This window comes from Corynebacterium sp. 11A (assembly GCF_008930935.1).
Lineage (GTDB): Bacteria > Actinomycetota > Actinomycetes > Mycobacteriales > Mycobacteriaceae > Corynebacterium > Corynebacterium megadyptis.
Genome location: NZ_PQMR01000008.1, coordinates 74702 through 101554 on the forward strand (window position 1 = coordinate 74702; position 26853 = coordinate 101554).

The 26853-nt window shown below is 63.9% G+C and carries 24 protein-coding genes and 1 tRNA gene; 12 read left to right on the top strand and 13 right to left on the bottom strand.

Translation table 11 applies throughout. The annotated features are described in order from the left end of the window. Positions 1–363 precede the first annotated feature (363 nt). Positions 364–1047, top strand: a complete 684-nt coding sequence (glxR, locus tag GBB18_RS07375) for a CRP-like cAMP-activated global transcriptional regulator GlxR (protein WP_151529403.1) — start codon at positions 364–366, stop codon at positions 1045–1047. A gap of 127 nt (positions 1048–1174) precedes the next feature. Here the strand turns inward: glxR and GBB18_RS07380 are convergent, their stop codons facing one another. The 4 genes from GBB18_RS07380 to GBB18_RS07395 all read right to left on the bottom strand — a co-directional run bounded on the left by GBB18_RS07380 (position 1175) and on the right by GBB18_RS07395 (position 3107). Beyond that, positions 1175–1996 (bottom strand): MBL fold metallo-hydrolase, encoded by an 822-nt coding sequence (locus GBB18_RS07380; protein WP_151549685.1) that lies wholly within the window; start codon positions 1994–1996, stop codon positions 1175–1177. A gap of 42 nt (positions 1997–2038) precedes the next feature. Continuing rightward, positions 2039–2503 carry a RidA family protein gene (locus tag GBB18_RS07385; RefSeq protein WP_151549686.1) on the bottom strand — a complete coding sequence of 155 codons (465 nt, stop codon included), beginning with the start codon at positions 2501–2503 and terminating at the stop codon, positions 2039–2041. Beyond that, positions 2496–2654 carry a DUF4177 domain-containing protein gene (locus GBB18_RS07390; RefSeq protein WP_018019595.1) on the bottom strand — a complete coding sequence of 53 codons (159 nt, stop codon included), beginning with the start codon at positions 2652–2654 and terminating at the stop codon, positions 2496–2498. The genes GBB18_RS07385 and GBB18_RS07390 overlap by 8 nt, the downstream gene beginning before the upstream one ends. Before the next feature lie 153 nt (positions 2655–2807). Next, complete coding sequence (locus GBB18_RS07395; RefSeq protein ID WP_151529441.1) at positions 2808–3107, bottom strand: WhiB family transcriptional regulator; 300 nt, start codon at positions 3105–3107, stop codon at positions 2808–2810. Positions 3108–3290: 183 nt separating this feature from the next. Here GBB18_RS07395 and GBB18_RS07400 point away from each other — a divergent pair, with 183 nt between their 5' ends. Next, on the top strand, positions 3291–5663 hold the full coding sequence (locus tag GBB18_RS07400) for a transglycosylase domain-containing protein (RefSeq protein WP_151641243.1): 2373 nt from the start codon (positions 3291–3293) through the stop codon (positions 5661–5663). Here GBB18_RS07400 and GBB18_RS07405 read toward each other — a convergent pair. Continuing rightward, the gene (locus GBB18_RS07405) at positions 5660–6106 is read right to left on the bottom strand and encodes a GatB/YqeY domain-containing protein (RefSeq protein ID WP_151641244.1); all 447 of its coding nucleotides are present in this window, start codon (positions 6104–6106) and stop codon (positions 5660–5662) included. The two genes, GBB18_RS07400 and GBB18_RS07405, sit on opposite strands and share 4 nt — an antisense overlap. Positions 6107–6135: 29 nt before the next feature. On the opposite strand from GBB18_RS07405, the gene GBB18_RS07410 reads away from it, so the two are divergent. Both GBB18_RS07410 and GBB18_RS07415 read left to right on the top strand, forming a co-directional pair. Next, positions 6136–7041: a metallophosphoesterase gene (locus GBB18_RS07410; protein ID WP_151549689.1), complete on the top strand. Its 906-nt coding sequence runs from the start codon at positions 6136–6138 to the stop codon at positions 7039–7041. 52 nt (positions 7042–7093) lie between these two features. Further along, positions 7094–7170: transfer RNA gene (locus GBB18_RS07415), tRNA-Pro, on the top strand. 59 nt (positions 7171–7229) lie between these two features. Here GBB18_RS07415 and GBB18_RS07420 read toward each other — a convergent pair. Continuing rightward, on the bottom strand, positions 7230–8849 hold the full coding sequence (locus GBB18_RS07420; RefSeq protein WP_151549690.1) for an amidohydrolase: 1620 nt from the start codon (positions 8847–8849) through the stop codon (positions 7230–7232). Between the two features lie 141 nt (positions 8850–8990). Between GBB18_RS07420 and GBB18_RS07425 the strand changes: the two genes are divergently transcribed. After that, a complete protein-coding gene (locus GBB18_RS07425; protein ID WP_151641245.1) occupies positions 8991–10355 on the top strand; it encodes an MFS transporter in 1365 nt (454 codons plus the stop codon). On the opposite strand, the gene GBB18_RS07430 is transcribed toward GBB18_RS07425, so the two are convergent. Both GBB18_RS07430 and GBB18_RS07435 read right to left on the bottom strand, forming a co-directional pair. Continuing rightward, positions 10356–11294 (bottom strand): potassium channel family protein, encoded by a 939-nt coding sequence (locus tag GBB18_RS07430; RefSeq protein WP_151641246.1) that lies wholly within the window; start codon positions 11292–11294, stop codon positions 10356–10358. It lies immediately after the preceding gene. 5 nt (positions 11295–11299) lie between these two features. After that, the gene (locus GBB18_RS07435; RefSeq protein WP_151641247.1) at positions 11300–12793 is read right to left on the bottom strand and encodes a YhgE/Pip domain-containing protein; all 1494 of its coding nucleotides are present in this window, start codon (positions 12791–12793) and stop codon (positions 11300–11302) included. Positions 12794–12905: 112 nt separating this feature from the next. Between GBB18_RS07435 and GBB18_RS07440 the strand changes: the two genes are divergently transcribed. The 6 genes from GBB18_RS07440 to GBB18_RS07465 are packed head-to-tail and all read left to right on the top strand — an operon-like array spanning position 12906 to position 18996. After that, on the top strand, positions 12906–15812 hold the full coding sequence (locus GBB18_RS07440) for a DUF4040 family protein (protein WP_151641248.1): 2907 nt from the start codon (positions 12906–12908) through the stop codon (positions 15810–15812). A 12-nt stretch (positions 15813–15824) separates the two neighbouring features. After that, positions 15825–16259, top strand: coding sequence for a sodium:proton antiporter (locus tag GBB18_RS07445; RefSeq protein ID WP_151549694.1), 435 nt, complete (start codon positions 15825–15827; stop codon positions 16257–16259). Further along, positions 16259–17782 carry a monovalent cation/H+ antiporter subunit D family protein gene (locus GBB18_RS07450; RefSeq protein ID WP_151549695.1) on the top strand — a complete coding sequence of 508 codons (1524 nt, stop codon included), beginning with the start codon at positions 16259–16261 and terminating at the stop codon, positions 17780–17782. The genes GBB18_RS07445 and GBB18_RS07450 overlap by 1 nt, the downstream gene beginning before the upstream one ends. 7 nt (positions 17783–17789) lie before the next feature. Then, the gene (locus GBB18_RS07455; protein WP_151641249.1) at positions 17790–18326 is read left to right on the top strand and encodes a monovalent cation/H+ antiporter subunit E; all 537 of its coding nucleotides are present in this window, start codon (positions 17790–17792) and stop codon (positions 18324–18326) included. Continuing rightward, complete coding sequence (locus tag GBB18_RS07460) at positions 18323–18592, top strand: cation:proton antiporter (protein WP_151549697.1); 270 nt, start codon at positions 18323–18325, stop codon at positions 18590–18592. Before GBB18_RS07455 ends, GBB18_RS07460 begins: the two co-directional genes overlap by 4 nt. Positions 18593–18594: 2 nt before the next feature. Beyond that, positions 18595–18996 carry a Na+/H+ antiporter subunit G gene (locus GBB18_RS07465; protein WP_151549698.1) on the top strand — a complete coding sequence of 134 codons (402 nt, stop codon included), beginning with the start codon at positions 18595–18597 and terminating at the stop codon, positions 18994–18996. A gap of 110 nt (positions 18997–19106) precedes the next feature. Here GBB18_RS07465 and GBB18_RS07470 read toward each other — a convergent pair whose 3' ends face one another. Both GBB18_RS07470 and GBB18_RS07475 read right to left on the bottom strand, forming a co-directional pair. Further along, positions 19107–20480 (bottom strand): HNH endonuclease signature motif containing protein, encoded by a 1374-nt coding sequence (locus GBB18_RS07470; RefSeq protein WP_151641250.1) that lies wholly within the window; start codon positions 20478–20480, stop codon positions 19107–19109. A 94-nt stretch (positions 20481–20574) separates the two neighbouring features. Beyond that, positions 20575–21957 (bottom strand): GntP family permease, encoded by a 1383-nt coding sequence (locus GBB18_RS07475; RefSeq protein ID WP_151550471.1) that lies wholly within the window; start codon positions 21955–21957, stop codon positions 20575–20577. A 53-nt stretch (positions 21958–22010) separates the two neighbouring features. Between GBB18_RS07475 and GBB18_RS07480 the strand changes: the two genes are divergently transcribed. Then, positions 22011–22586 (top strand): TetR/AcrR family transcriptional regulator, encoded by a 576-nt coding sequence (locus tag GBB18_RS07480; RefSeq protein WP_151641251.1) that lies wholly within the window; start codon positions 22011–22013, stop codon positions 22584–22586. Here GBB18_RS07480 and mmsB read toward each other — a convergent pair whose 3' ends face one another. The 3 genes from mmsB to GBB18_RS07495 form a co-directional block, all read right to left on the bottom strand. After that, on the bottom strand, positions 22587–23468 hold the full coding sequence (gene mmsB, locus GBB18_RS07485; RefSeq protein ID WP_151550295.1) for a 3-hydroxyisobutyrate dehydrogenase: 882 nt from the start codon (positions 23466–23468) through the stop codon (positions 22587–22589). Between the two features lie 18 nt (positions 23469–23486). After that, a complete protein-coding gene (locus GBB18_RS07490) occupies positions 23487–25019 on the bottom strand; it encodes a CoA-acylating methylmalonate-semialdehyde dehydrogenase (protein ID WP_151641252.1) in 1533 nt (510 codons plus the stop codon). Between the two features lie 152 nt (positions 25020–25171). Next, a complete protein-coding gene (locus tag GBB18_RS07495; protein WP_151550297.1) occupies positions 25172–26719 on the bottom strand; it encodes a catalase in 1548 nt (515 codons plus the stop codon). Positions 26720–26853: the final 134 nt, after the last annotated feature.

Sequence of the window (26853 nt, forward strand, 5' to 3'; positions counted from 1 at the left end):
GTTTCTTAGCCATCGCTGAGGTGATCACATATAAATGGCCTAGCGCGCTAGGTCACACGCAAAGAATGGGTGGCTCACATTCACCCCCAAATTGGCACAACTACACAGCAGCCCGCCATCCCGCGATCCGATTAAAAATACCCTGACCAGCGGCTTATCCGAGATAGCTGGGCAAGATGGCAAATAGTGACACACTCCATAGTAGGATGAGTGAAGACAAACACGGCGCGGGTGCCTATCCCACACTGCCGATCTTGACCGATAGATGTCTGGATATGTTGGTATACAGACGCTCCTCGACATGTGGGCCCACTTTGCTGCATCCTTCGCGCCGTACTCAGCGAAGATACAAGGAGTTAGACAGTGGAATCCGTACAGGAAATCTTGTCGCGGGCAGGCATCTTTCAAGGCGTCGACCCAGTGGCGGTAGCCACCCTCATCCAGGAATTGGAAACGGTGCGTTTTCCGCGTGGCACCACCATCTTCGAGGAGGGCGAGCCCGGTGACCGGCTCTACATCATTACCTCTGGCAAGGTGAAGCTGGCCCGCCACTCCGCCGATGGGCGGGAGAACCTGCTCACCGTGATGGGTCCCTCCGATATGTTCGGTGAACTCTCCATCTTCGACCCCGGCCCGCGCACCAGCGCCGCCGTCTGCGTCACCGAGGTGGCCGCGGCCACCATGAACTCGGAGATGCTGCGCAAGTGGATCTCGGCCCACCCCGAGATCTCCGAGCAGCTACTGCGCGTGCTGGCCCGCCGCCTGCGCCGCACCAACAACTCCTTGGCCGATCTCATCTTCACCGACGTGCCCGGCCGTGTGGCCAAGACGCTGCTGCAGCTGGCCAACCGCTTCGGCACCCAAGAGGGCGGCGCCCTGCGCGTGAACCATGACCTCACCCAGGAAGAGATCGCACAGCTGGTCGGCGCCTCCCGAGAGACCGTGAACAAGGCCCTGGCTACCTTCGCTCACCGCGGCTGGATCCGCCTTGAGGGCAAGTCCGTGCTCATCGTCGCCACGGATCAGCTGGCCCGCCGCGCCCGCTAAGACACAACACCAACACCGCTGCCTTCCCCGCATGAGAGAAGGCAGCGGTGTTGTTTCGTGCTAGGACAGCCGTAGCTGAGCAGAGGGCGGCACCGCCGCACGCCGTTCCGCCCTCATGTACCCGTGCTTATTTCGACGGCACGTCCACGCCAAGATAGCGCAGGGTCACGCGGGTGGACTGCTCGGCGGCGTGACGCAATACCGGATCCACATCGGTGTAGATCTCATCGATCAGACCGCGCACGGTGGCTTTATCGCCGAGCTTCTCGAGCGCATCCTCCACCTGTTGCAGGCGCATCTTGCGGCGCTCGAGGTACTTCTTGGCAAAGACGGAGATATCCTCCGCATCGGGGCCATGGCCGGGCAGCATGCGCACATTCTTGCCCCGCTTCTTCAGCATCTTCAGCGTCTTCAGATAGTCCTTGAGATCCCCGTCCGTCTCGGAAATCATCGTGGTGTGGCGGCCGGCGATGGTATCGCCGGTGATAATGCCCTCCAAGGTGGACTTGCCGGGCTTACCCGACCACACAAACAAACACACGGAGTCACTGGTATGCCCTGGGGTGTGCACCACCTCGATCTGCGGCGTCACACCCTCGACCTTGATGATCTCACCATCCTCCAGCGCGGGCCCACCCAAGCAGTAGCGCTTATCAAAAGCCCGCACCGGGGCGCCGGTGAGCTGACGAATACGCTGGGCGGAATCGGCGTGATCCGCGTGGCGGTGCGTCAATAGCACCTCCGCCACTTCGGAGGCGTTCTTATTGAGCACATTCAGGTGCCCCTCATCCTCCGGGCCGGGATCGACCACGATGCTGCGCGGATCACCCTTGGCACGAATAACCCACGAATTAGTGCCCTCGAGCGAGCTGTAGCCGGGGTTAGGGCACAGCACGACTCCCACGGACGGAGATACTGGGCGTAGCTGACTATAAGCGGGATGCTCCATACCCACTAGCTTAACCCTGTTGCCTCGTATACGACTATCAAATTAGGCACGCTTTTCGACGACGAGCTCAACCTCGACCGGCGCGCCGAGCGGCAACTCCGCCACCCCGACAGCCGACCGCACATGCTGACCGGCCTCACCGAAGATCTCACCAATGAGCTCCGAGGCCCCATTGACCACTCCGGGCTGGCCGCTGAAGCCCTCGGCGCTGGCGACGAAGCCGGTAATCTTCAGGACCCGCGCCACATTATCGATGCCCACTACAGCATCCACGGCGGCCAGCGCATTGAGTACGGCCAAGCGGGCGCATTCCTTCGCCTGCTCGGCAGAGACCTCCGCCCCCACCTTGCCGGTGGCGTGGAGATTGCCCTCGACGAAGGGCAGCTGGCCCGAGGTCCACACCTGGTTGCCCACCTCGGCGGCAGGGATATAGGCGGCCACGGGCGCGGCTACGGCAGGTAGGGTGATGCCGAGCTCCTGCAAGCGAGTGCTGATAGAGCTAGTCATTTTTCACCCGCTTCATGTAGGCCACGAGATTTTCCGGGTTCGGGCCGGGGATCACAGTCACGAGCTCCCAGCCGTCCTCTCCCCAAGTATCGAGGATCTGCTTAGTGGCGTGGCTAATAAGCGGCACGGTGGCGTATTCCCATTGAGTCATGCGCCCCACCTTAGTGATCTCTGCGCCCTGACGGGGCGCCGCCCCACCCCCAGGGTGACGAAGACGCACATCACACAAATACAGACCCGCAAGTGAGATAACTTACGGGCCCGTCGTTTTTGCGCTAAAAAGTGTAGTTACTGTTCGATGTGGCTAAATGCCCACCAGTTCGCCGCCGCGGGCGAGATAGTTAGACCAATTCTCGATGTGCGGGTTCTTGCGCAGCAGCGCACGGCGCTGACGCTCCGTCAGCCCACCCCAGACCCCGAACTCGATCCGATTATCGAGAGCATCGGCCAAACAATGGGTGCTCACGGGGCATTCTTCGCAGATCTGGGCCGCCCGACGCTGGGCTGCACCGCGCACGAACAAGGCATCCGGATCGCTGTTGCGGCAGCGCGCGCGAGTCACCCAATCCTCGCGTTCGACGGGTTCGGTGGAAGAGGAGTGCATTCCGCTGCGGGCCGCTTCTCGATTCAAAATGAGTGAAGTAGTCATCTGCAAAACACGCCTCTCATTGATCAGCAATTTGATACTTGTAAGTGTATTCACAGTGTCGCGGAAGTGTCGAATACGGCATAAAAAGGGGGTACTTGTGGATTCACAAGCGCCAAGCGGTTGCGTACTGTAAGGGAAGTGACCAGCATTGCATCTTTGGGAAAAGTTCTCATCGCCACCGTTGCCGCTGGTGTGCTAAGTGCCGTGGCACTGACGCCACTGGCAGGGCTCTCCGGCGCAGCAGTCGCGCGCGCCCATGAGTCGATGGCCGCTGACATCGAGAATCTCACCGACGGCACCACCCCAGGCGTCACGGAGATTCAAGATCGGAACGGCGCCCCCATTGCGTGGCTCTATAAACAGCGCCGCTTCGACGTGCCCCCGGATCGAATCTCTGAGGCCATGAAGCGCGCCATCGTCTCCATCGAGGATCGCCGCTTCTATGCGCACGACGGGGTGGACTGGCAGGGCGCCGGGCGCGCCATGGTGAAGAACCTGCTCGCCGGCAGCGTGCTAGAGGGCGCCTCCACCTTGGATCAGCAATACATCAAGAACTATGCGCTCTTGGTGGAGGCGGAAAATGATGAGGAGCAGGCCGAGGCCATCGAAACCTCCTATACCCGCAAGTTCCGCGAGATCCGCGCCGCCGCCGAGCTGGAGAAACGGCTGGATAAAGACGAGATCCTCGGCCGCTATCTCAACCTCGTCCCCTTCGGCAATGGCGCCTACGGAGTAGAGGCCGCGGCCCGCACCTACTTTGGCATCAGCGCCGCCGAGCTGACTGTGCCCCAAGCAGCCACCCTGGCGGGCATTGTGCAGTCCTCATCCGCGCTGGATCCTTATACCAATATTGCGGGCGTCACCTCGCGCCGGAATGTGGTTCTCGATGCGATGGCGGAGATGAACTACATCTCCCACGCGGACGCCGAGGCCTACGCCATGGAGCCCCTCGGGGTGCTCGAGCAGCCACAGGGGCTGCCTAATGGCTGTATCACCACCGGCGATCGCGGTTTCTTCTGCGACTACGTGATCCGCTATCTGGAGGAGAAGGGCATCAGCGAGGAGGACCTGCGCACCAATGCCTATACCATCCGCACCTCCCTTGACCCGGAGGTGCAGTCCGCCGCGAAAAACGCGGTAACGAGCTTCACCGATCCCTCCACCCCGGGCGTGGCCCAGGTGATGAACGTGATCAAGCCGGGAAAATACTCCCGCGAGATCCAAGCCATGGTGTCCTCGCGCACCTACGGCCTCGATGGCGCGGCCGCGCAGACGATTCTGCCGCAAACCTCCACCTTGGTGGGCAATGGCGCCGGCTCGGTATTTAAGGTCTTTACCGCCGCGGCCGCAATCGAGCAGGGCATGGGCATCGACACCGAGCTAGCGGTGCCGAAGCGCTATGAGGCCTATGGGCTCGGCGAGGGCGGCGCTGAGGGCTGCCCGCCCGGCGCCTACTGCGTGGAAAACGCCGGCCAGTACCCGCCGAAGCTGTCTTTGAAGGGGGCGCTGGCGAAGTCGCCGAACACCACCTTTGTGGAGCTTATTGAGAAGGTCGGGGTGAGCTCCGTGGTGGATCTTTCGGTGAAGATGGGCCTGCGCTCCTATACGGCGCCGGGCAGCTTCGATGGGGAAAGCTCCATCGCCGAGTACATGAAAAAGGCCAATCTCGGCTCCTATACGCTCGGCCCGACGGCAGTGAACCCACTGGAGCTATCGAATGTCGCCGCCACCATTTCCGCCGATGGCGTGTGGTGCGAACCCAACCCCGTTATGGAGATCACCGACCGCGAGGGCAAGGAAGTGCAGATTGATCGCCCCAAATGCGAGCGGGCGCTCTCCAGTGGTGTGGCGCAGGCGCTGAGCGACGCGATGAGCGATGATTTCCGCTCCGGTACCGCCTCCGAGTCGGCGAAGTCGATGGGCTGGAACGGCTCGGCTGCGGGCAAGACCGGCACCACCGAGTCCAACCTGTCGAGCTCCTTCCTCGGCTTCAACTCCGGTTTCGCTGCCGCCACCTACATCTACAATGACGGCACCTCGGCCGCCCCGCTGTGCACCTCCCCGGTGCGCCAGTGCGGCCGCGGCGATCTCTATGGCGGTAAGGAGCCGGCCCGCACCTGGATTGCTGCGGCGCAGCAGATTCCCACAGCAGCGCAAGGTTCCCTCTCCCCCGCCCACGGGCGTTTCCGAGAAGGCACCGCCAAAGATCGCATCCCGAAGGTGGTGGGCATGCAGGAAAAGGATGCCGTCCGCGCACTAGAGGAAGCCGGGCTTCGCGCCCAGGTCCGGTTTGTGGCCGGCAATGGCACCCCGCGCGGCGAGGTGAAGGGCATCGAGCATGAGCCCATCATCCATCAGGGATCGACGGTGACGCTGAAAATCTCCGATGGCTCCGCGCCCCCGCCGCCACCGCCGCCGCCATCCTCGCGGTCGAACCCAGAACCCCCACCGCCGCTGCCGAATCCCGACGAGATTTCGAACGCGATTAACGATATTCTGCGGAATCTCTAGCTGAGCTTCCCCTTCACCACAGCGGAGATGCGGGCGCCATCGGCGCGGCCGGCGGCCTGGGCGGTGGCGGTCTTCATCACCGCCCCCATCTCACGCATCGAGCTCGCACCCGTCTCCGCGATGCAGGAATCCACCAGCTGCTCCAGCTCGGCGTCGCTGAGCTGCGCCGGCTGATAGCTTTGGAAGATGGCGATCTCGGCCTCTTCCACCGCGGCAAGCTCCTCGCGCCCGGCGTCGCGATAGGTGGTGACGGATTCGCGGCGCTTCTTAATCTCGCGGGCGATGACGGCGAGGATGTCGGCGTCGACAAGCTCAGTGCCGGAGGAGGTCTTCTCATACTGCACGGCAGAGAGCAGCTGCCGGATGGCATTGGAGCGCTGCTTGTCGCGAGCTTTCATGGACTCTTTGAGATCGGCGCGGATCTGTTGTTCTAATTCGCTCATGCCTCAACGATATCGCTAGGGTGTGAGGTGTGACTGCATTATTCCGCCGACTTGGTTCCGCGAGCGCCGCCGTCGCCGCCCTTGGCGCGGGCGTTGCGCTCAAAGGCATCACCAACACCAGCGACTTTCGCCTCGACACCCTCGAGCTGCCTCTGCTCGAGCCAGGGGTACTGCGCGAGAAGGATTCCTTCGACATCCTGCACATCGCCGACCTGCACATGCTGCCCTCCCAAGGCAGCAAACAGCAGTTCGTCTCCGAGCTCGCCCGCCTCCACCCAGACCTGGTGATCAATACCGGCGATAACCTGGGCGACCCGCAGGCGGTGCCCTATGTGCTGCAGGCCCTCAACCCACTGCTGGATGTGCCCGGCATGTTCGTCTTTGGCACCAATGATTACTTCGCCCCGCGGCCGGTGAACCCCTTCAACTACCTGTTGGGGAAGAAGCGCACCCCCTCCCGCGTGGAGCTGCCGTGGCGGGGCATGCGGGCCGCCTTCATCGAACGGGGCTGGCACGACGCCACCCACCAGCGGGTGGAGGTGAAAGTGGGCGATGTGCGCCTCGCCGTGGCTGGGGTGGATGACCCCCACCATGACCTCGACGAGTATGAGCAGATCGCCGGCCCGCCCAATGCCGATGCGGATCTCGCGATCGCGCTGACCCACTCCCCCGAGCCGCGGGTGCTGGAGCGCTTCGCCGCGGACGGCTATCAGCTGAGCATCTCTGGGCACACCCACGGCGGCCAGATCTGCCTGCCCGGCGGGCGCTCCATCGTGACCAACTGCGGCATCGACCGCGAGCGCGCCCACGGGCTGCACCGCTTCGATGGGATGCACATGTATGTCTCCCGTGGCCTCGGCACCTCGAAGTATGCGCCGGTGCGGCTCAACTGCCCGCCCACCGCCACCCTGCTGCGCTTCACCGAACGCCACTAGCTGCTGTTTTGTAGTTTCTTCCGGCGCTGTCCTATAGTGTTTCAGGTAGCGACGGGATATGGCGCAGCTTGGTAGCGCGCTTCGTTCGGGACGAAGAGGTCGCAGGTTCAAATCCTGTTATCCCGACCACTTGAAAAGGTCAATCATCCACCCGATGATTGGCCTTTTCCCATGTCATACGGCGTTATTTAGAGCTCGCCGTAAACCAGCTCGCCACCGAGGATCGTGGCCAGCACCTCCACGCGGCCGATCTCCTCGGGCGCCACCTGCAGCGGGTTGCGATCCAAGAGCACGCAATCGGCCAGCTGGCCGGGCATGATCTGGCCCTTGCGGCCCGCCCAGCCCGTGGCCGCCGCCGATCCAGCGGTATAGGCGTAAAGGGCCTGCTCCGCGCTGAGGCGCTCGCTGCCATAGTAGAGCTGCCCCGACTGGGTGGTGCGCGTCACGAAGGACTCGATGGCCTGCAATGGCGCCCCGTCGGTGACGGGACGGTCCGAGCTTCCGGGCAGGATGAGGCCGGCGTCGAGAAGCCTGCGAGCAGGGTAGGAAAAGGCGGCGCGCTCCTCCCCGAGAACCTGGATCACGGCATCGCCGAAGGCGTGCACGAAGCGCGGCTGCGGCGCAATCACGATGGGGCGGCCGTTGATCGCGGCCAGCTGATCATCACGCACCACCCCGCCGTGCTCGATGCGGTGCGGAATCTCCGGCGCGCCATAGGTGTCAATAATCTCGGAGAGAATGGCCACGGACAGATCCACTGCAGCATCGCCGAGCGCATGCAGGGCCAGCGACCAACCGGCCGCCGCCGCGCCGAGCGCTTGTCGACGCATCTCTGCCGGATCACCCTGAAAATAGCCGCGGTGCGGGCAGCATAGGTAGTCCTCCGCCATCGCTGCAGTAGTGCTCAGTATCGAGCCATCCATAAACATTTTGGTGGGCCCGATCTGCAGCCACTCATCGCCCAGGCCGGTACGAATGCCGCCATCGAGACCATAGCCATAGCCATCCGCCGAGTGGCCGGCGATCTCGTGCAGGGCGTCGATGGTGGGCATGATCTGCATCCGGGTGTGGCGGGTGGCCTGCTGATAGGCCCCAATCTCCCGCGGGCTGTGCCCAATCCAGCCGCCGGCCACACCACAGTCGGTGACCGATGTCAGCCCCTCGGAGAGATAGTGCGCGGTTGCTTTCTCAATGGCGGCGGCGATCTCGGTACTCGATTCCGGCAGCAACACCTGCTGCACCAGGCGCATCGCATTCTCGTCGAGCAGGCCGGTGGCTGCCCCAGTGCTATCGCAGACCACCTCGCCGCCGTCCACCAGCGGCGGATGCGAGGGATCCACCCCAGCCGCCCACAGGGCCGGGGTATTGACGGTGTTCGCATGACCCGAAACATGTTTGATCAGTAGTGGCCGCCCCGCCGCGGCGCGATCGAGCGCGGCGATAGACAGCTCGCCATCCTGCAGGGCGCTGGGGCGAAACCCCGCGGCAATCACCCAGTCCCGCTCCCCCACACCGGCTGCCGCGGCAGCGATCGTGTCATAGACCTCGGTGGTGGTACACGCAGCCGAGAGATCCACCTCGGACAGCGTCTGGCCAAACCACACGGTGTGGGCGTGGGCATCGTTAAACCCGGGAACAAGGGTGGCGCCGCCGGCGTCGATGCGTCGATCCGCGGGCAGGCGGCGGGCATCCTCGTCGAGCGCCACGAACCGCCCCTGGAGCATCGCCACCGCCGTGGCGCTGGGCTGCTGCGGATTCTGGGTGAGAATCCTCGCGTTCTCCACCAACACAATCGGACTGTGGCTCATAACAACTGCTGTCTCCTCGGGTCATAGATGCATCACGGTGGCTCTGTAGTGCCCCTCTGCGTGGGGGAGTGATCCTGCACCAACCCCGTCGCCCGCTCTAGCCTTGACTGCAATGCCCCATACAGAGCTAGGAGGCTCGACATGAGCAGGACCGATCCCACCATCGCGGACAGGGCCCCGCAGGGACCCGAGACCGTCGAGGTAGATTCCCGCGAGGTGGGCAAGATCGCCCGCGCCGCCTTCGTGGGCACCGTGTTGGAATGGTACGACTTTTTTCTCTTCGGCACCGCATCGGCGCTGGTGTTTAATTATCTTTTCTTTTCCAATGCCGATGACACCACCGCCACGCTCGCGGCCTTCGCCACCTTCGGCGTCGGTTTCTTCGCTCGCCCCTTCGGCGCACTACTATTCGGCCGCATCGGCGATAAGTTGGGCCGACGGCCAGCGCTCATCCTGTCGATCGTGGTGATCGGAACGGCCACCGGCCTGATTGGCCTGCTCCCCACCTACGACTCCATCGGTCTCTGGGCCCCCGTCCTGCTCACCGTACTGCGCCTCGGCCAGGGCGTGGCAGTAGGCGGCGAATGGGGCGGCGCCACCACGATGGCCATCGAGCACGCCCCCGCCGAGAAGCGCGGCCGCTACGCCGCGCTCATCCAAATCGGCTCCCCCGTCGGCACCCTGCTCTCCTCCGGGGTCTTCGCCCTGGTTCTGCTCATGCCGGAGGACACCGTGGACTCCTGGGCCTGGCGCATTCCCTTCCTTATCGCCTTCCCCTTCCTCGGCATCGCGCTGTGGATCCGCCTCAAGGTAGAAGAATCCCCCGTCTTCCGCGCCCTCGAAGCCGAGGCCGACGACAACGCCCAAGAGCAGGGCTCGCTCACGGAGCTCTTCGGCTCCTACTATCGCCAATTGATCCTGGCGGTCTCTGCGGCACTGCTCGGTATTGGCGGATTCTTCGTGCTGACCACCTATGTGATGAGCTATGCCACCACCGCCCTCGGCATGGCCCGCCAGGACGTGGTGAACGCCACCCTGCTGGCGGCGGTCTGCCAGATCTTCATCAACCTCATTTTCGGCCGCCTCGGCGAAAAGATCGGCCCGGGCCGCATCATCGGCTGGGGCTCGATCGCCACCGCACTACTGTCCTATCCGGTGTGGATGATGATCGACACCGCCAATGTGGCTCTGCTGACCCTCGCGGTGTGCATCGGGCTGAGTGTGGTCACCGTCAGCTATTCGGTCTCGGGGCTTCTGCTCTCCGAGCTCTTCCCCGCCCAGCTGCGCTACACCGGCATCGCCATCGGCTCCAATGTGGCCGGGACGATCTCCGGCATGCTGCCCTTCGTGGCCGCTTGGCTCAATACCTCGGGCGAGCAGCCCTCCGCCTGGCCTGGGATGCTCATCCTCGTGGTGGTGGCGTTCATCAGCGCCGCCGGCGGTTTCCTCGGCGAACGGCACCGCGTCCGCGACGAGGTCGTGCTCGAGGCCACCGACGCCGAGTAGCTAGCTGCTCTCCGGCGGGTCGGGGGTGGCGTCAGGGTGGCGTCGATAAGCCAGCTCTGCGAGCTCGCTTTTCAGCGTGGAGGTCTCCTCCCGCAGCTCGCGCACCTCGTGGGAGAGATCCTGCACGGCCGTGAGCAGCTCCTCGTGGCGGGCGGAATCCATGAACTCCTCCGTCTCCGAGGAGGTGGTTTGCACCTGCTCCACCAGCCAAGAGGACAACATCGCGGTCACCACACCGGCGATCGCGATACCGGTGAGCATCAGCACCGAAGCCACCAAACGGCCCTGGGAGCTCACCGGCGCAATGTCCCCATAACCCACCGTGGTGACCGTCACCAACGCCCACCACACCGCATCGCCGAAATCACCGATCTGGCTGCCATCCTGCGGCGCCTCCGCCTCATAGAGCGTGATCGCCGCCACGATAATCACGAGCACCGCCGTGACCGAGGTGTACCACGCCACGCTCACCCGGGCATTCGCCGCGGAAAAACGCTGCAAAATCACCAAAGTCGGCAAAATCCGCAAAATGCGCAGCGGGCGGAACATCGGCAGCACAATCAGCGCCAACTCCCACAAATGCCGCACAAACCAGCGCCACGAATTCTCCGCCAACACCAGCCGCATCGCATAGTCCAGCAAAAAACACAGCCAGACGCCCCACATGCCCACATTGGCGATCTTGGTCAGCAGCGCATCATTGGCGCCCAAGGCCGTCCACGCGTACAGCACCAAAAACAGTAGTGAGGCCACCAGCATCGGGCCCTCGGTGTGGCGCTCCCACTTCTCCTGGGCGCTCACATGGTGCGGCACATGGGGCGCAAAGATCTCTTTAAGCACCACCGAGGTCTTCCGCCGCAGCGGCATGCCTGAAATATCAACGGGACCCGCATCCTCATCGGCCCCACTGTCGGTATTTTTCTCAGTCGAAGCAGCCACGGCCCCTACTGTGCCACATGCTCCGTCTCCTCGAGCTTATCGACGCCATCCTCCTCTACCTCAGCCGGGTCGGCGGGGCGGGGACTCTGGCTGGGACTGGGGCGGCGGGCGAGCCAGAGACCACCGGCGGCCATAATCGCGAGCACCGCCGCCGAGCTGCCCGCCATCACCCCGTGGGCGCTATTGCCGATGGCGCTCAATCCCGCGGTGGCGTAGTGCAGCGGCATCAACCCCGTAGCGATCTGCACCTCAAGCTCCACCGTGCCGGTCGTGGCGCTCTTCCACACCAGGCCTACGACCAGGAGCTGAATGAGAAATACTGCCCCGACGACACCAGGGGCCAGGCGCTGCGGCAGAAGAAGCTGCACCAGCTCAGCGATGGCCGACCCTGCAATCGTGGCGAGCAGCAGCAGCCCAGCGGAGAGAGCCAGGGCGAGGAATCCGAGATCCCCCACAATGGCCAAGGCCACAGCCGCGCAGGCCGCGATCCCGACAGCGGCCGCGAGCTGCTGCAGCAGGCGCAGCCGCGCCAGCCCCACTGCCGCTCCGAGCCCCATGGCGAGCGCCGCGATAAGCAGCGCATAGAGCGGGGGCAGGGCGTTGGTGGGGGCCTTCGGCGCCTCGGCGGAGTCTGTCTGCGCCGTATGGGCGGGCAGGGCGCGCTGAATACCGGTGATGGAGTTCTTGTTATCCTCGGCCATCTTCTCTACCCGCTCGGCGCCATCGGCCAGTGCCGTGGCCCCCTCCTGGGCGCGGACGCTACCGCGCTCCAGCTCGGCGAGCCCCTGGTTGAGATCCTTGGCGCCCTGGGTGGCCTGGAAGATGCCATCGTGGAAGGCATAGCCGGGGGTATTGAGCTGATTGGCGAGTTCCCGCGAGCCCTCCCGCATGCGGGTGAACTGGGCTTTTTGCTCCTCGCTGAGGGTGATATTTTCCAGCTGCGGCCGGTACTCGTTGAGCTGTTCGCGAAGCTCCTCGGAGCGGGGATCCACCGACTCTCGAAGCTCCTTGTCGATCTGATCCAACGCCGCCAGCAGCTGCCCGCGGGAAGCCTCCACCCCCACCAGCGCCCCGGCGACCTGCTCAATGCCATCGGCGAGCTCCTGGGCGCCCGGGCCCATCTGGCCCACGCCGGCCTGCAGCTGCACCATCCCCGCGGAGAGCTCACCGGAGCCGCGGTGGGCCGCGGAGATGCCGTCGCGAAGCTGGGTGGTGCCCTCGGCGAGCTGGCGGGAGCCATCGCTCAGCTCCTTCACACCGGAGTTTAAGAATCCCGATTGGGTGCCGGCATTGCTGGCTGCGCGGCGCGCCGCGAGGAGATCCGCATCCGAGTAGCCGGCCGGGCTGGCGGCCGCCGGCGCGCCGGAGGGCTCATCCTTGGTGGACCACGCATCGGCGGGTTCCATCCTCATCACAGTCGCCGCGATAGTGGCGAGTAGCACAGGAGCAACAATCACGAGCACAGCCAGGAAGCGAGTGAGCATGGAAGAGCTTTTCATGAGCACTAAATCTATCGCTTTCAAGGACGATTCGGCGAGAGGCCCACCGGTTTACCCAGCTGGTAACGTAGAATGCGGCAATTTTTCCCGGACTCCTAGTGTGGAACTTTCTATGACCCTATCGACCGTATTGCTGTTAGTGGCAGCCACCGTGGTGCTGGCTCCACTAGCAGTTCGCTTGGGTGACCGGCTTGCGGGCTGGCCGCTCGCGCTGCTGTTCTTCGCAGCAGCGGGTGTGCTGGCCGCCAAGCTACCGGACATCATTGACGGCGACTCGCCCACCTTCTCCATGACGTGGATCAGCGATTTCGCCGCCACAGGCGTAGATGTAAACCTGAATTTTATTGCGGATCCTCTCAGCACCTTCTTTGCTTTGTTAGCGCTTGTGATCGGCGGCGTGGTCTTCATATATTCCGCCGCCTATCTGCACAACGATGACTTCAACCTCAGCTTCTACTGGCTGATGTCCGCGTTCACCTTCTCCATCCTGCTGCTGGTACTCACCGACGACATCGTGGTGCTGTTCATCGCATGGGAGCTCGTGAGCATGGCCAGCTTCATGCTCATCGGACGCGCCAAGGGATCCAGCGGCCAGATGGGCGCGATCCGCACCCTGATCCTCACCTTCACCGGCGGACTCACCCTCCTGACCGCGGTGGCGATCATGGTGGCCAAGACAGGCACAACCTCCATCAGGGAGATTCTCGCCTCCGACTTCTGGGCGGCGGATCCGAACCTTACTACTGTTTTGGCGGTCTTGGTCGCGGTCTCTGCCTTCACCAAATCCGCCCAGCTACCCTTCCACTTCTGGCTGCCCGAGGCCATGGCCGCCGCCACCCCCGTGTCGGCGTTCCTACACGCCGCCGCCGTGGTGAAGGCCGGCGTCTATGTGCTCATGCGTTTCTCCGCGGTCTTTGCAGACAACCACACCTGGAATGTGCTGCTGATCTCGGTGGGCATGACTACTGCTGTGATGGCGGCATTCTTCGCCATCCAGAAGACCGACCTGAAGAGCCTCACCGCCTACTCCACCGTCTCCCACCTGGGCTGGATCGTGGCGACAATCGGCGTGGGCACCCCCTTCGCGCTGGCCGCCGCCCTCGTGCACACCCTGGCACACGGCCTGTTCAAGTCCAGCCTGTTCATGCTCATCGGCGTGGTCGACCACCAGGCCGGCTCCCGCGATATCCGTCGCTTGGGGCCGCTGTATAAGAAGATGCCCTTTACCTTCGCCTCCGCCGCCATCGGCTTGATGTCGATGGCCGCCGTGCCGCCGCTCTTCGGCTTCGTCTCCAAGGAGGGCATGCTGGAGGCCTTCACCGAGGCGCCGCTGACCTCCACGGGCGTGAGCTCACTACTGATCGCGGCCGCGGTGGGCGCATGGTTTACCTTCTCCTACTCCGCACGCTTCTTGTTCGGGGCGTTTATCGACGGCGACCGCTCGGTGGATGACGTCCACGAAGCGCCGGTATCGCTCTGGCTGCCCGCCGCCCTGCCGGGCCTGATGTCGCTGCCGATCGTGTTTGTTCTCGGCGTGCTGGATAAGCCCATCGCCGCCGCCGTGGGGTCGGTCTCCGCCGAGCCGGAACTACACCTGGCGCTGTGGCACGGGGTGAACACTCCGTTCATGATCTCCATGGGTGTGCTGGCCGCCGGCCTGCTCACCATCATCTACCGCAAGCCGCTCTTTAAGGCGATCGGCGAATACACCTTCGCTCCCTTCACCGGCAACCAGGCGCTCGCCGTGCTCATGGGCTCCGCCGCCGGCTGGGGCAAGGCCGTGGGCCGCATGGCGGATTCCTTCTCGCCCTCTCGGCACCTGGCCCCACCGCTGGTGGTGGTGTGCATCCTCGGCATCATGGTGAGCTTCTTCAGCGGCGGAGTCGATGGCGTTGCCATGCCGCCGCGCGTGGAGGGCACCGATACGCTTATGGACTTGGTGCCACTACTGATCGTGGTGATGTCCGTCAGCGGCCTCATCCGCGCCAAGTCCCGGCTGCACGCAGTAGTGCTTGTGGGCACCGCTGGTGTGGGTGTGACCCTGCAGGTGCTGCTTTTGGGCGCGCCCGACGTGGCACTGACCCAGTTCACCGTGGAAATCCTCATCACCGTCATGATGATGCTGGTGGTGCGCCTGCAACCGCGCTACTTCCACCGGACCTCGGATCGGCGCCGCTACTGGTCGGCCGTGCTGGCGATCGTCACCGGCATTGTCACCTTCCTCGCCGTCTACGGTCTGCTGGCCCGCAATGGCGGCCGCTCCGAGATCGCGCAATGGTACATCGATAACGCCCCCGAGATCTCCGGCGGCACCAACATCGTCGCGGTGATCCTGGTGGAGTTCCGTGCACTCGATACCCTGGGCGAGCTGTCCGTGCTGGGCATGGCCGGCGTGGTCATCTACTCGGTGGTGTACTCGGTGCCGAAGCACAGCTTCCTGCCGGGCACCAAGCCGCCGCGCTTCGGCTTTGAGGATCTCAACGCCACCCCGCTGCGGCACGTGTTCAAGGTTGTCGTCCCCGTCCTCATGGTGCTGTCCGTGCTGATCTTCCTGCGCGGCCACGAGGACCCGGGCGGAGGATTCGTGGCGGCCCTCGTCGCCGGCGGCGCCATCGCCCTCGGCTACCTGGCGAAACCCGCCGACGAGCGCATCGTCAAGCCCAATACGCCCTTCCTGCTCATCGGTTTCGGCATCATCCTGGCGCTCACCCCCGGCTTTTTGGGACTGACGGAAGGCTCCTTCCTCTACGCCATCCACGGCCACATCGGTGACATCCACCTGACCACCTCGCTCATCTTCGACATGGGCATCTACCTGGCGGTGCTCGGCATGATCACCATGGGCATCAACGCCCTCGGTGGCCGCCTACGCCCCGGTGCCTACCCCGGCGATCTCGCCTTCGTCCGCGACGACGAGTCGCCCCTGCCCGATGTCAGCTTCGACGAAGACCCCGAGGCGGAACTGACCGACCCAGACTTCCACCACCAGATGGACGTCGAAAAGCAAGAAGGAAAGTAAGGTGCACCAGCAATGATCATGGCACTGACCATCGCGGTCCTCGTCGCCGGCGGTGTGTACCTCGTGATGCAACGCGGCATGATGCGCATCGTGCTCGGCATGTCGCTCATCAGCCACGCCGCGAACATCATCATCCTCGTCGCCGGCGTCCCCGCCTACCGCGGCGAAGTCTTTGGCGACCGCACCGACATCGCCGACATGGCCGACCCGCTGCCCCAAGCCTTCGTGCTGACAGCCATCGTGATCACGATGGCCACCGTCACCTTCATGCTGGCGCTCGCAGCACTCGGCCTCGACGACGACACCCGCAACCCCACCGACCCCGAAGCACCCGCCGCGTGGAACACCGCCGGCCGCAAAGTCCGCACCAACCAATCACCCCGCCGCGCCGAAAAGCTCAAGCAACGCTATAAGCGGCACCTGAAGGATGCGGAGGAAAACGACTAATGGACATTGTTCTTCCGCTGTTTGTTGCGATGCCACTACTGATCGCGGGCATCGCGACACTACTACCCAACAAAACCGCCCGCGACGCCCTGCACCTCATCGTGCCCGCGGGGACCATCATCGCCGGGCTGTGGCTCTTTAGCTACACCGCCGAACACGGCCCCATCGCCCACAACGTGGGCAAATACGTAGGCGGCGTCGCCATCCCCTTCGTGGCCGACCCCTTCTCGGCGGTCATGATCGTCACTACTGCCATCGTGGCACTGGCGGCGAACTGGTTTGCCACTACTGTTGGCGAAACCCGCGCCCGGTTCTATCCGGCGCTCACGCTGATGCTGCAAACAGGTATCAACGGTGCACTACTGACCGGCGACCTGTTCAACTTCTTCGTGTTCATGGAGGTCATGCTGCTGCCCTCCTACGGCTTGCTCGCCATGACCGGCACCTGGTCGCGCATGGCATCGGGCCGACTGTTCGTGCTGGTGAACCTGACCGCCTCGACACTACTGCTCATCGGCGTCGGCATCCTCTACGGTGTCGCCGGCTCGGTGAACATCGCCGCCCTCGCCGGGGCCGGGGCAGGAAACGGCCCCGTGACCGTGGCGCTCGGCATCGTAATGATCGCCCTCGCTATCAAGGCCGGCGTGTTCCCCGTGCACACCTGGCTCCCGCGCACCTACCCAGGATCCTCGGCGGCAGTCATGGCGCTGTTCTCCGGTCTGCACACCAAGGTGGCGGTGTACATGATCTTCCGCATCTACACCGTGATCTTCGACCTCGACGACCGCTGGAACGCCCTCATCATCGTGGTGATGGTGGCCTCCATGCTCGTCGGCGGCTTTGCTGGCCTCGCCGAGCACACCATCCGGCGCGTGCTCGCCTACCAGATGGTCAACGGCATGCCTTTCATCCTGGTCATGCTCGCTTTCACCACCCTGGACCCGCAGCGTGCACTCGCCGCCGGCCTGCTCTACGCCCTGCACCACATGATCACCATCGGTGCCCTCACCCTCACCTCCGGAGCGATCGAGGAAACCTACGGCACCGGTCGGATCATTCGGCTCTCCGGGTTGATGCGGCGCGATCCGCTCGTAGCCGCCATCTTCGCCGCCGGCTCCTTCTCCATCGTCGGCTTCCCGCCACTATCGGGCCTGTGGGGCAAGCTCTTCATCATGGCCGAGGTGGCGCGCCCCGCCACTACTGCCTCGTGGATCGTAATCACCACCATCATCGTGGCCTCCATGGGCGCACTACTGAGCATGCTGCGCGTGTGGCGGAAGGTGTTCTGGGGTAAGCCGATGCAGACCTCCGAGTTCCCCGCCGACTACGTGATCGCGAAACCGATCATCGCGCCGGCCGCGGTCATGATCCTGCTGTCCTTCGCCATGTTCATCTTCGCCGGCACCATGTTCGATGTGGTGCTCACCGCCAGCGAGGGACTACTGGACGTGAGCAGCTACCAGCAGGCAGTCCTAGACAACTTCGATCAGGCCGTCGGCGTCGTCGCCGGGGCGGCAGGATAGGACAACAATGCACTGGATTAGCTACACCATCTGGTTGATTGGTCAAGTGATTGCGTCGGCAAGCAAAGTCGCAATCGACACGGTACGCATCAACAACACCCAAGACCCGATCATCGTCAACTACCCCGTGCGGGTCACCGGTGAATGGGAGCGCACGCTGTTCTCCACCTCCATCACCATGACCCCAGGCACCCTATCCGTGGGCTTCCGGCCCGTCGACGTCATAGAGGGCGCCGAATCCGAATCTGGCTACATCCTGCTCGTGCAGGCCGTGTACGGATCCGATCCCACCGAAGTGATCGCCGACCTCGCGCACATGGAAGAAAAACTGGCGCCCCGCGTCAAAGACACACCCCTGCACTACAGCGCATGGATGTATGCCGGCAACGTCGGCGATGGCTACCGCAACGATATTGACTTCCCGCTCGCGGAACTCGACGAAAACAGCGCCAAAAGCAAAGAGCAAAAGCGCGTCGACCGCGTCAAACAAGCCCGTATCGAGGCCGCCAAACGGCAACAGCAGCAGAAAGGAGACAAGAAATGAGCGTTCTTGAGATCATCTGCTACCTCGGCATAGCCGCCTTCACCATCGCACTGACCATTGCGCTATCGCTCGCCATCCGCTCCCAGGACCCGGGCACACGCGCACTACTGGCCGACATGGTGTTCTACTGCATGCTGGGCATCTACCTCATCTGGACTCTCACGCACCCCGTATCCATCGCCTATGAGGTAGCCATCCTAGCCTCGATCATGGGTGCGCTCACTACTGTTTCGCTCGCCCGCATCCTTTCGAAAGGCAGGAGGTAGTCATGACCATCAGCGACATTATCGTCGGAGCCCTCGTGCTCTTGGCCGCATTCATTGCCATGGTTACCGTGCGTTCCATTTGGGAGGCCAAGGATGCGCTGACCCGCGTGAATCTTTTGAGCCCGCTCACGGGAGTAGCACTACCACTGCTGATTATCGCGAACCTGGTGAACGACTTCTCCACCAAGGGGTTTGACCCCAATAACCTCGTTCGCGCCATCATTTCGATCGCTTTCCTGCTGGCAGTAGTAAGCGTCTCCAGCTTCTACCTCGCCCGCGCCATCTACGGCGTCTCGGTGGATGACCGCGTGCGCCTGGCCAAGGAGCGTTCCTCCCAGCAGGAGGACGATGCGCCTGCTGAAGGCTCCGCCGCTGAGCCCGATCCGCAGGTGTCTGAACAGTAGTCCCGTTCTCACCACCAACCCCCAAGGAATCCTGATCCTTGGGGGTTGTTTCGCTCGCACCTGAAGCCCCACCGCATCCTGGGCGCGGAGGGGCTGAGGCGACTAAGGGGTTAGCTCGCGGGTGGTTCACACCCGGGCGGCCATGGTTGGTTGCGGATGCGTCTGCCGGCGGAGCGGGAGGCGGCGTATCCGTTGTTGATGTTCACCGATGGGTTCGGGGTTCCGCGGGCGGTGCCGACGATTCCGGTGTGGGGGTCGCGGCGGGCGTGGTGTCTTCGTGGGTCGCGGTGGGTGTCGTCGTTGTCGGTGTGGTGGGTGCGGCATCTCACGGTGAGGTTTTCTATGTCAGTAGTGCCGCCGTGTTCCCACGCAGTGATGTGGTGGATGTCGGATCGCGACAGCGGTGTGGAGCAGCCTGGGTGGGAGCACACCCCTTCGGAGGCGAAGAGGGCGAGTCGTTGGGCGAAGGTGGCGGTGCGACGCATGCGGCCGACGCGCAGCGCCATCCCGGTGGAGGGGTCGTGGATTACGTAGAAGCCGTATTTGTTGGCCCCGAGTTTTTCGATCTGGTCGAGGGTGAGGTTGATTCCGGTATTGGTGGGCAAGGTGTAGCCGGCGGCGATGAGGTCCTCGCGGTCGAAGTCTTTGGCGGAGAAGCTGAACACCATGGCGCTGCTACGACTGGTGTCGCCGCGGTTCATGACGGCGCTGGCGGCGTCGGCACTGCGCTGGTCGAAGGTGCGGGTGTCGCCGTGGGGCCGCGGTTTCCGGAGTTCGGCGTCGAGTTGTGCTTTGAAGTCGGCAATGGCAGCGGCGGGGAGTTTGGCGTTGATGGAGCAGGTGCCGTCTTCGTCAGTGCGGGTAATGCGGAAGAAGCGCTTGCGGCGGCCGCGATCGGGGTTGGCTCCGAGCCTGGCGTTGAGGGTGCGGACGCGTTCGATGGCGGCGGCGCGCACGTCGGCGTAGCTATGGGTGGTGGCATAGGTGACGAGCTGATTGCGCAGGGTTTCGCGGATCAGGGCGTTGTCGGTTTTGAGTTTGGCGAGTTTCGTTTCGATGACGGTGCGGGTTTCGGCGGAGATGAGGGCCCGGCGCAGGAGTTGTTCGCTGGCAGTGCGTAGCTCGGCGGCCTCCGCCCGGTGGGCGCGGACCTCGTCGTTCTCCTCGGTGGTGTCATCCACCATAGGCCCGTAGAGCCGGTGCGCTTGGGTGGAGACAGTAGTGGCACGGCTGCGGGACCAGCCGAAGTCTTCTTCGAGCACCCGCACGGATTTCCCTGTTCCGGCGACCACGCTGGATAGCCCGTTGGCGAGCCGGTGCGCGAGCAGCACGTCGATGTGTGCTTTAAGTCCCATGAGCGCATCCATGGCGACAATCTCGTCCCACTGCTCGGCGATCTCGGCGTCACTGGCCGTAGTGAGCACCGATTCGGCGGCCTCGAGGGCGGCGGCGAGATCGGCGCGGGCGCGCTGCAGGGTGGTCATGGCTCACATCGTGGCCCAGCCGCCCCGCGTTGTCATCACGCTGCGCGCTTATCGACGCCATCCTGTGCATAACCCGTTTTTTCATCCACAGCCTCTAGCCGAGCAGCATCACCCAGCCGAGGATGCCGGTGAGTACCACAATGGGGATGGCCACGGATACTACTGCTATGTCTTTGTAGGATTGCCGGTGCGTCATTCCGCATACGAGCAGCATCGTGAGCACCGCGCCGTTGTGTGGCAGGGAGTCGAAGGACACCGAGGCCATGGCCATGAGCCGGTGCAGCAGCTCGGGGTCGATGTTTTGTTGCGCTGCCAGCGCCGCTAGGTCGGGGCCGAAGGCTTCGAGGGTAATGGATAGTCCGCCGGAGGACGAGCCGGTGACTCCGGAGATCGCGGCCACCGAGGTGATGCCGACCAAGATGGCGTTGTTGGCGAGCTCGAAGATGGCGTCGCGAAGCACCGCGAATACGGCAAGGGAGGCCACCACCGCGCCGTAGCCCACCTCGGAGGCAGTAGTAAGCGCGGGAAGGATCGCGTTTTTGGCGCCTTCGGATAGGTCTGCCACTAGCTCGGATAGGTGCCGGAAGCGCATTGCCATGATCAGCAGGATGCCCGTGGCCAGCGCCACCACGACGCTCCACAGTCCCCGGACAGCGTCGATGGTGGTGGAGCCGTATTTCTCTGAGTCCAGGTAGGAGAAGTCCATGGCGTCGCTGAGGACGTAGATGAAGAGGAAATTCATCACGATCACTACTGCAATGGGCAGCAGCCCGCGCAGTCCGCGCAGCGCCACGTGCTCGGTGTTCGAAACAGTAGTGTCCTCGGGTTCATCGTCGCCGAAGGGTTCCCCAGCGCGGATGAGCGCCCGGGCGCGGCGGTTAAGCCACGCCATACCGAGCGCGAACATGGCGATGGAGCCGATGAGCCCCACGACGGGCGCCGCGTAGCCGGTGGTGCCGAAGTAGCGGGTGGGGATGACGTTGTGTACCTGCGGGCTGCCGGGCAGGGCGGCGATGGCGAAGGTGATGGTGCCGAGCGCCAGCGCCGCTGGCATGAGCCTTTTGGGGATCCCGGCCTGCCGAAACAGGGGCGTGGCAATGGGCACGATAGTGAAGGCCACCACCCAGGCGCTCACACCGCCGTAGGTGAGTAAGGCGGTGGCGAGCACGGTGGAGAGGATGGCGCGCTGCGGGCCGAAGAGCGCCGAGATGCCGCGGGCGAGGTCCGCGGCGAGTCCAGAGCTGGTCATGAGCCGGCCGAAGATCGCGCCACTGAGGAAGAGCGGGAAGAAGCTGATAATGAACCCGCCGAGCGCCGGCATGAAAATCTGGGTGTAGGTGGCCAGTAGTGGGGCTCCGGACAGTAGTGTCGCGAGCAGTGCCGCGATGGGGGCGACGATAATCACGGAGTGCCCGCGGTACGCGAGCACGAGAAGCACGCCCAGGGAGAGGAAGATTCCGCTGAGTCCGAGTACCATGTTTTCTGCCTTTCTGGGCACCGGCGCTGGCCGGTGTACTTATAATGCGGGGCATGAGCACTGATTCGGCGAATGCCCGCACCCGCATTCTGGTGGTGGCCCGCGAGATGTTTGCGGAGAGCTCTTTCGCGGCGGTGTCGTTGAAGGAGATCGCCCGGGTGGCGGAGGTGTCGCCGGCGCTGATCGTGAAGCATTTTCACAGCAAGGAGAACCTGTTCGCGGCTACTCTCGATTTTTCGGAGTCGGCGCGGGCGCTGTTTGCGGGTCCTTTTGCCCGGCTGGGTGCCACCGCGATCGAGGAGACGCTGACGGCACCGTGGGCCGCTCCTTATTCGATTGTGCGGGCGCTGACGATCGCGGATGGTTCCTTGGCGTCGCTGCAGGCGATCGGTGAGCGTATTCAGCGCAATATTTTGCAGGTGCTCACTGACCGCATCACGGCGGAGGCCCCGCATCCTTATCCCGCGCCGCGGTTGCGCGCCCAGGCGGCGATGTCCCTGCTCACGGGCTTATCGTTGATGCGCCGCTGCGGGGATGTGGAGTTTGCCTCCTTCCCCCACGAGCAGCTGGTGGGCTTCTATGCCACACAGCTGCAGTCGCTTATCGACGGCCACCCGCAGCCACGCTAACTACTGCGCCGCACGCACCTGGTTGATCACCACGGAGAAGTCCCGCTCCCCTTCTCCGGCGTCCTGCAGCTGGGTGAATAGCTCGAGGGCGTGCCGCCCCAGCTGGGTGTCGGTGCTGGTCTGGGTGGCGGAGTCGATGGCCAGCGCGAGGTCTTTGCAGATGAGGTTGGTGGAGAAGCCGGCGGCGAAGTCCCTATTGGCGGGGGCGCTATCGACCACATCGGGCACGGGGCAATTGGTAGTGAGCGCCCAGCAGCTGCCGGTGGAGTGCGAGACCACGTCGAAGAAGGCGCGGGGGCTGAGACCGAGTCTTTCGCCGAGCACCATGCCCTCGGCGATGGCGATCTGCTGGATGCCCAGGATCATGTTGTTGCACAGTTTGGCGGCCGCGCCGGCGCCGGGGCCGCCGCAGTGGGTGAGGGATGCACCCATGACCTCGAGCACGGGGCGGGCCTGCTCCACGGCCTCGGTCTCGCCGCCGACCATGAAAGCCAGCTTCCCGGCGCGGGCGCCCACCACACCTCCGGAGACGGGGGCGTCGATGTAGCGGTGCCCAGCCGCGGCCGCGGTGGCGGCGTTGCTGGTGGCTTCGTCGACGCCGATGGTGGAGGAATCAATAAAGAGCGCGTTGCCGGGGTGCTCGCCGATGATCTCGCGGAGGGTGGCGTCGACAAGCGTGCCGTTGGGGAGCATGGTGATGATGATGCTGGCGTCGCGGGCGGCGGCAGCGGCGGAATCGTGGACGTCGATCCCGGCTGAGCGGGCGGCGGTGATGGCCGGTTCCATCACGTCGAAGCCGGTGACGGTGTAGCCGGCGGCGTGGAGGTTGCTGGCCATGGGCCCGCCCATGTTGCCGAGGCCGATGAAAGCGATGGTGGTCATTGCTCTCTCCTTCTCTCTTTAGTCCACGACCGGCATCACGAAGTGGGAGCCGGAGTGGGGGGTGATGGCGGCGTCGTCACGCGTCCAGCGGGAGGTGACGGTTTTGGTCTTGGTGTAGAAGCGGAAGGCGTCGGGGCCGTGCTGGTTGAGGTCGCCGAAGCCGGAGGCCTTCCAGCCGCCGAAGGTGTGATAGGCGATGGGCACGGGGATGGGCACGTTGATGCCCACCATGCCCACCTGGATGCGCTGGGCGATATCGCGGGCGGCGCCGCCGTTGCGGGTGAAGATGGACACGCCGTTGCCATAGGCGTGCTCGGTGGGCAGGCGCAGGGCCTCGTCGATGCTGTCGGCGTGAACGATGGTGAGCACGGGGCCGAAGATCTCGTCGGTGTAGATCGACATCTCGGGGGTGACGTGGTCGAAGAGGGTGGGCGCCAGGTAGTAGCCGCCGCTGAGGCCCTCGCCCTGGAAGCTGCTGTCGGTGGCGCCGCGCTCGCGGCCATCGACGACAAGCTCGGCACCGGCCTCCACTCCGGCGTCGATATAGGAGCGCACTCGCTCCACCGCGGAGGCGGCCACCAGCGGGCCATAGTCGGCGTCCGGGTCGAGGCAGTGGCCCACCTTGAGGCCTTCGATGCGTTCCACCAGTTTCTCGCGCAGCGCGGTGGCGGTCTCCTCACCCACGGGCACGGCCACGGAGATCGCCATGCAGCGCTCGCCGGCCGAGCCATAGGCGGCGCCCACCAGGGCGTCGGCCACCTCGTCGAGGTTGGCGTCGGGCAGGATGAGCATGTGGTTCTTGGCGCCGCCGAAGCACTGGGCGCGTTTGCCGGTCTCGGCGCAGCGGGTGTAGATGTACTGGGCAATCGGGGTGGAGCCGACAAAGCCGACCGCTTGGATCACCTTGGAGTCGAGGAGGGCATCCACCGCTTCCTTATCGCCGTGCACCACGTTGAATACCCCGTCCGGCCCGCCGGCCGCGGTGAACAGCTCGGCCAGCTTCAGGGGCACGGAGGGGTCGCGCTCGGAGGGCTTGAGGATGAAGGCATTGCCGGCCGCGAGTGCTGGGCCGGCCTTCCACAGCGGGATCATGGCGGGGAAGTTGAAGGGGGTGATCCCGGCGACCACGCCAAGCGGCTGGCGCATGGAGTAGGTATCCACCCCAGTGCCCACCGAGTCGGAGAACTCGCCTTTGAGGAAGTGCGGGGCACCGAGGGATACTTCCACCACCTCGAGGCCGCGTTGGACATCGCCTTGGGCGTCGGCGAAGGTTTTGCCATGCTCCAGCGACAGCGCGGTGGCCAGCTCATCCATGTGCTCGTTGATCAGCCGAATCCACTCCATGAGCACCCGCATGCGCTTTTGTGGGTTCAGCGCGGCCCACTCGGGCTGGGCGACGCGGGCGTTAGTGATGACTTCCTGCACATCGGCGGTGCTGGCCAGCCGCACCTGGGCTTGGACAGTGCCGGTGGAGGGATTCATCACGTCCTGGGTGGCAGTGGAGCTGCCCGCCCATTCGCGGCCACCGACGTAGTGGTTGATGGTCTTCATAGGAGTCTCCTTACTACTGTGCGAAAGTGCTATACACCACACCGTAGTGAGTCCTTCATCACATTCCTAGTGTTTATGCGATGGTGAACACCATTTACCCCAGACGCGAAAAACCCGCCCCCGGTACACAGGGGCGGGCATCACGCGCAGTTTTAGCTCTGGGTGAAGAGCTCCTTGACGCGCTGAGAAAGGTGGGGATCCACCTTGGCCCAGTACTCGTAGACCTGCTGCTCTACCTGCTCGCTCACCCCGGCCATGGCGCGGGCAATATTGCCGGCCATGCGCTCGCGGGCGGCGTCGTCAAGCACCTCGCGATAGAGAAGACCGGCCTGGGCAAAGTCATCATCCTCGGGGTGCTGCACATAGGCGCCGCGGGTGAAGTCGGTGCCGTGGGTCTCATCCCACAATCCGAGATCCCCAGCCACACCCACGGTCACGCCGGAACCGGAGGTCTCCTTATCATCGTCCGTACCGGCGCCCTTGGCGTAGGCGTTCGGGGAGTAGACGGGATCGGAAGGATCATTGAACTCATAGGCCATCGCGCCATCCTTGGCGTAGGTATTGACCTCGTTCAACGGGCGGTTAACCGGCAGGTGGTGGGCATTGGCGCCCACGCGGTAGCGGGCCGCATCGGCATAGGCGAAGCTACGGGCGATGAGCATCTTGTCCGGGCTGAAGCCGATGCCACGCACCAGATTGCTGGGCTCGAAGGAGGCCTGCTCGATCTGGGCGAAGAAGTTCTTCGGGTTGCGGTTGAGCTCGAAATAGCCGACATCAATGAGTGGATAATCCTTCTGGGACCACACCTTGGTGAGGTCGAAGGGGTTCCAGCGATAATCCTCGGCCTCGTCGAGGGGCATAATCTGCACCTTCACGTCCCAGCGCGGATAGTCGCCACGCTCGATGGCGTTGAAGAGGTCCTCGCGGGAGGTATCGGCATTGGCGCCCACGGCGGCCTCCGCCTCCTCATCGGTCCAGAACTCCCAGCCCTGCTGGGTCTTGAAGTGGTACTTCACCCAGAAGCGCTCGCCGTCCTCATTCACCCACTGGTAGGTGTGGGAGCCGAAGCCGTCCATATGGCGGAAGTTCGTGGGGATACCACGATCGCCCATGAGATACGCCACCTGGTGGGCGGACTCCGGGGTGCGGGTCCAGAAGTCCCACTGCATATTGGCATCGCGCAAGCCGGTATCGGGCAGGCGCTTCTGGGAGTGAATGAAGTCTGGGAACTTTATCCCGTCGCGAATGAAGAACACCGGGGTGTTATTGCCCACGAGGTCATAGTTGCCCTCCTGGGTATAGAACTTCAGGGCGAAGCCGCGCACATCGCGCCAGCCGTCCGGGGAGCCCTGCTCGCCGGCCACGGTGGAAAAACGCGCCAGCATCGGGGTGACGCGCCCCGGCTGGAAAAGATCGGCGCAGGTATAGCGGGACACATCCTCGGTGATGTGCAGCTCGCCGAAGGCGCCGGAGCCCTTAGCGTGCACGACACGCTCGGGCACGCGCTCGCGGTTGAAGTGGGCAAGCTTCTCCAGCAGGTGCACGTCGCGCAGGTCGACGCTGCCTTGCTGGCCCTGTGTGACGGAGTGGTTTTCACTGCTCACAGGGGCGCCATTCAGGCGGGTGGTCTGCTCGCCGCCGGGGGTGCGGGCACCACCATTGACGATGGAATCTAGGTCAGAATTGTGCTGTTCAGCCATGGCTCCTCCTCAAAGGAATTTTTATAGGCATCGTCTAATTGATGCCTGATACTTAATAACTATACCCATAGTATCAGAATTTCCAATTAATCACCGGATAACCCATAGGCATTACCGAAGGCAAGCCTTAGTTC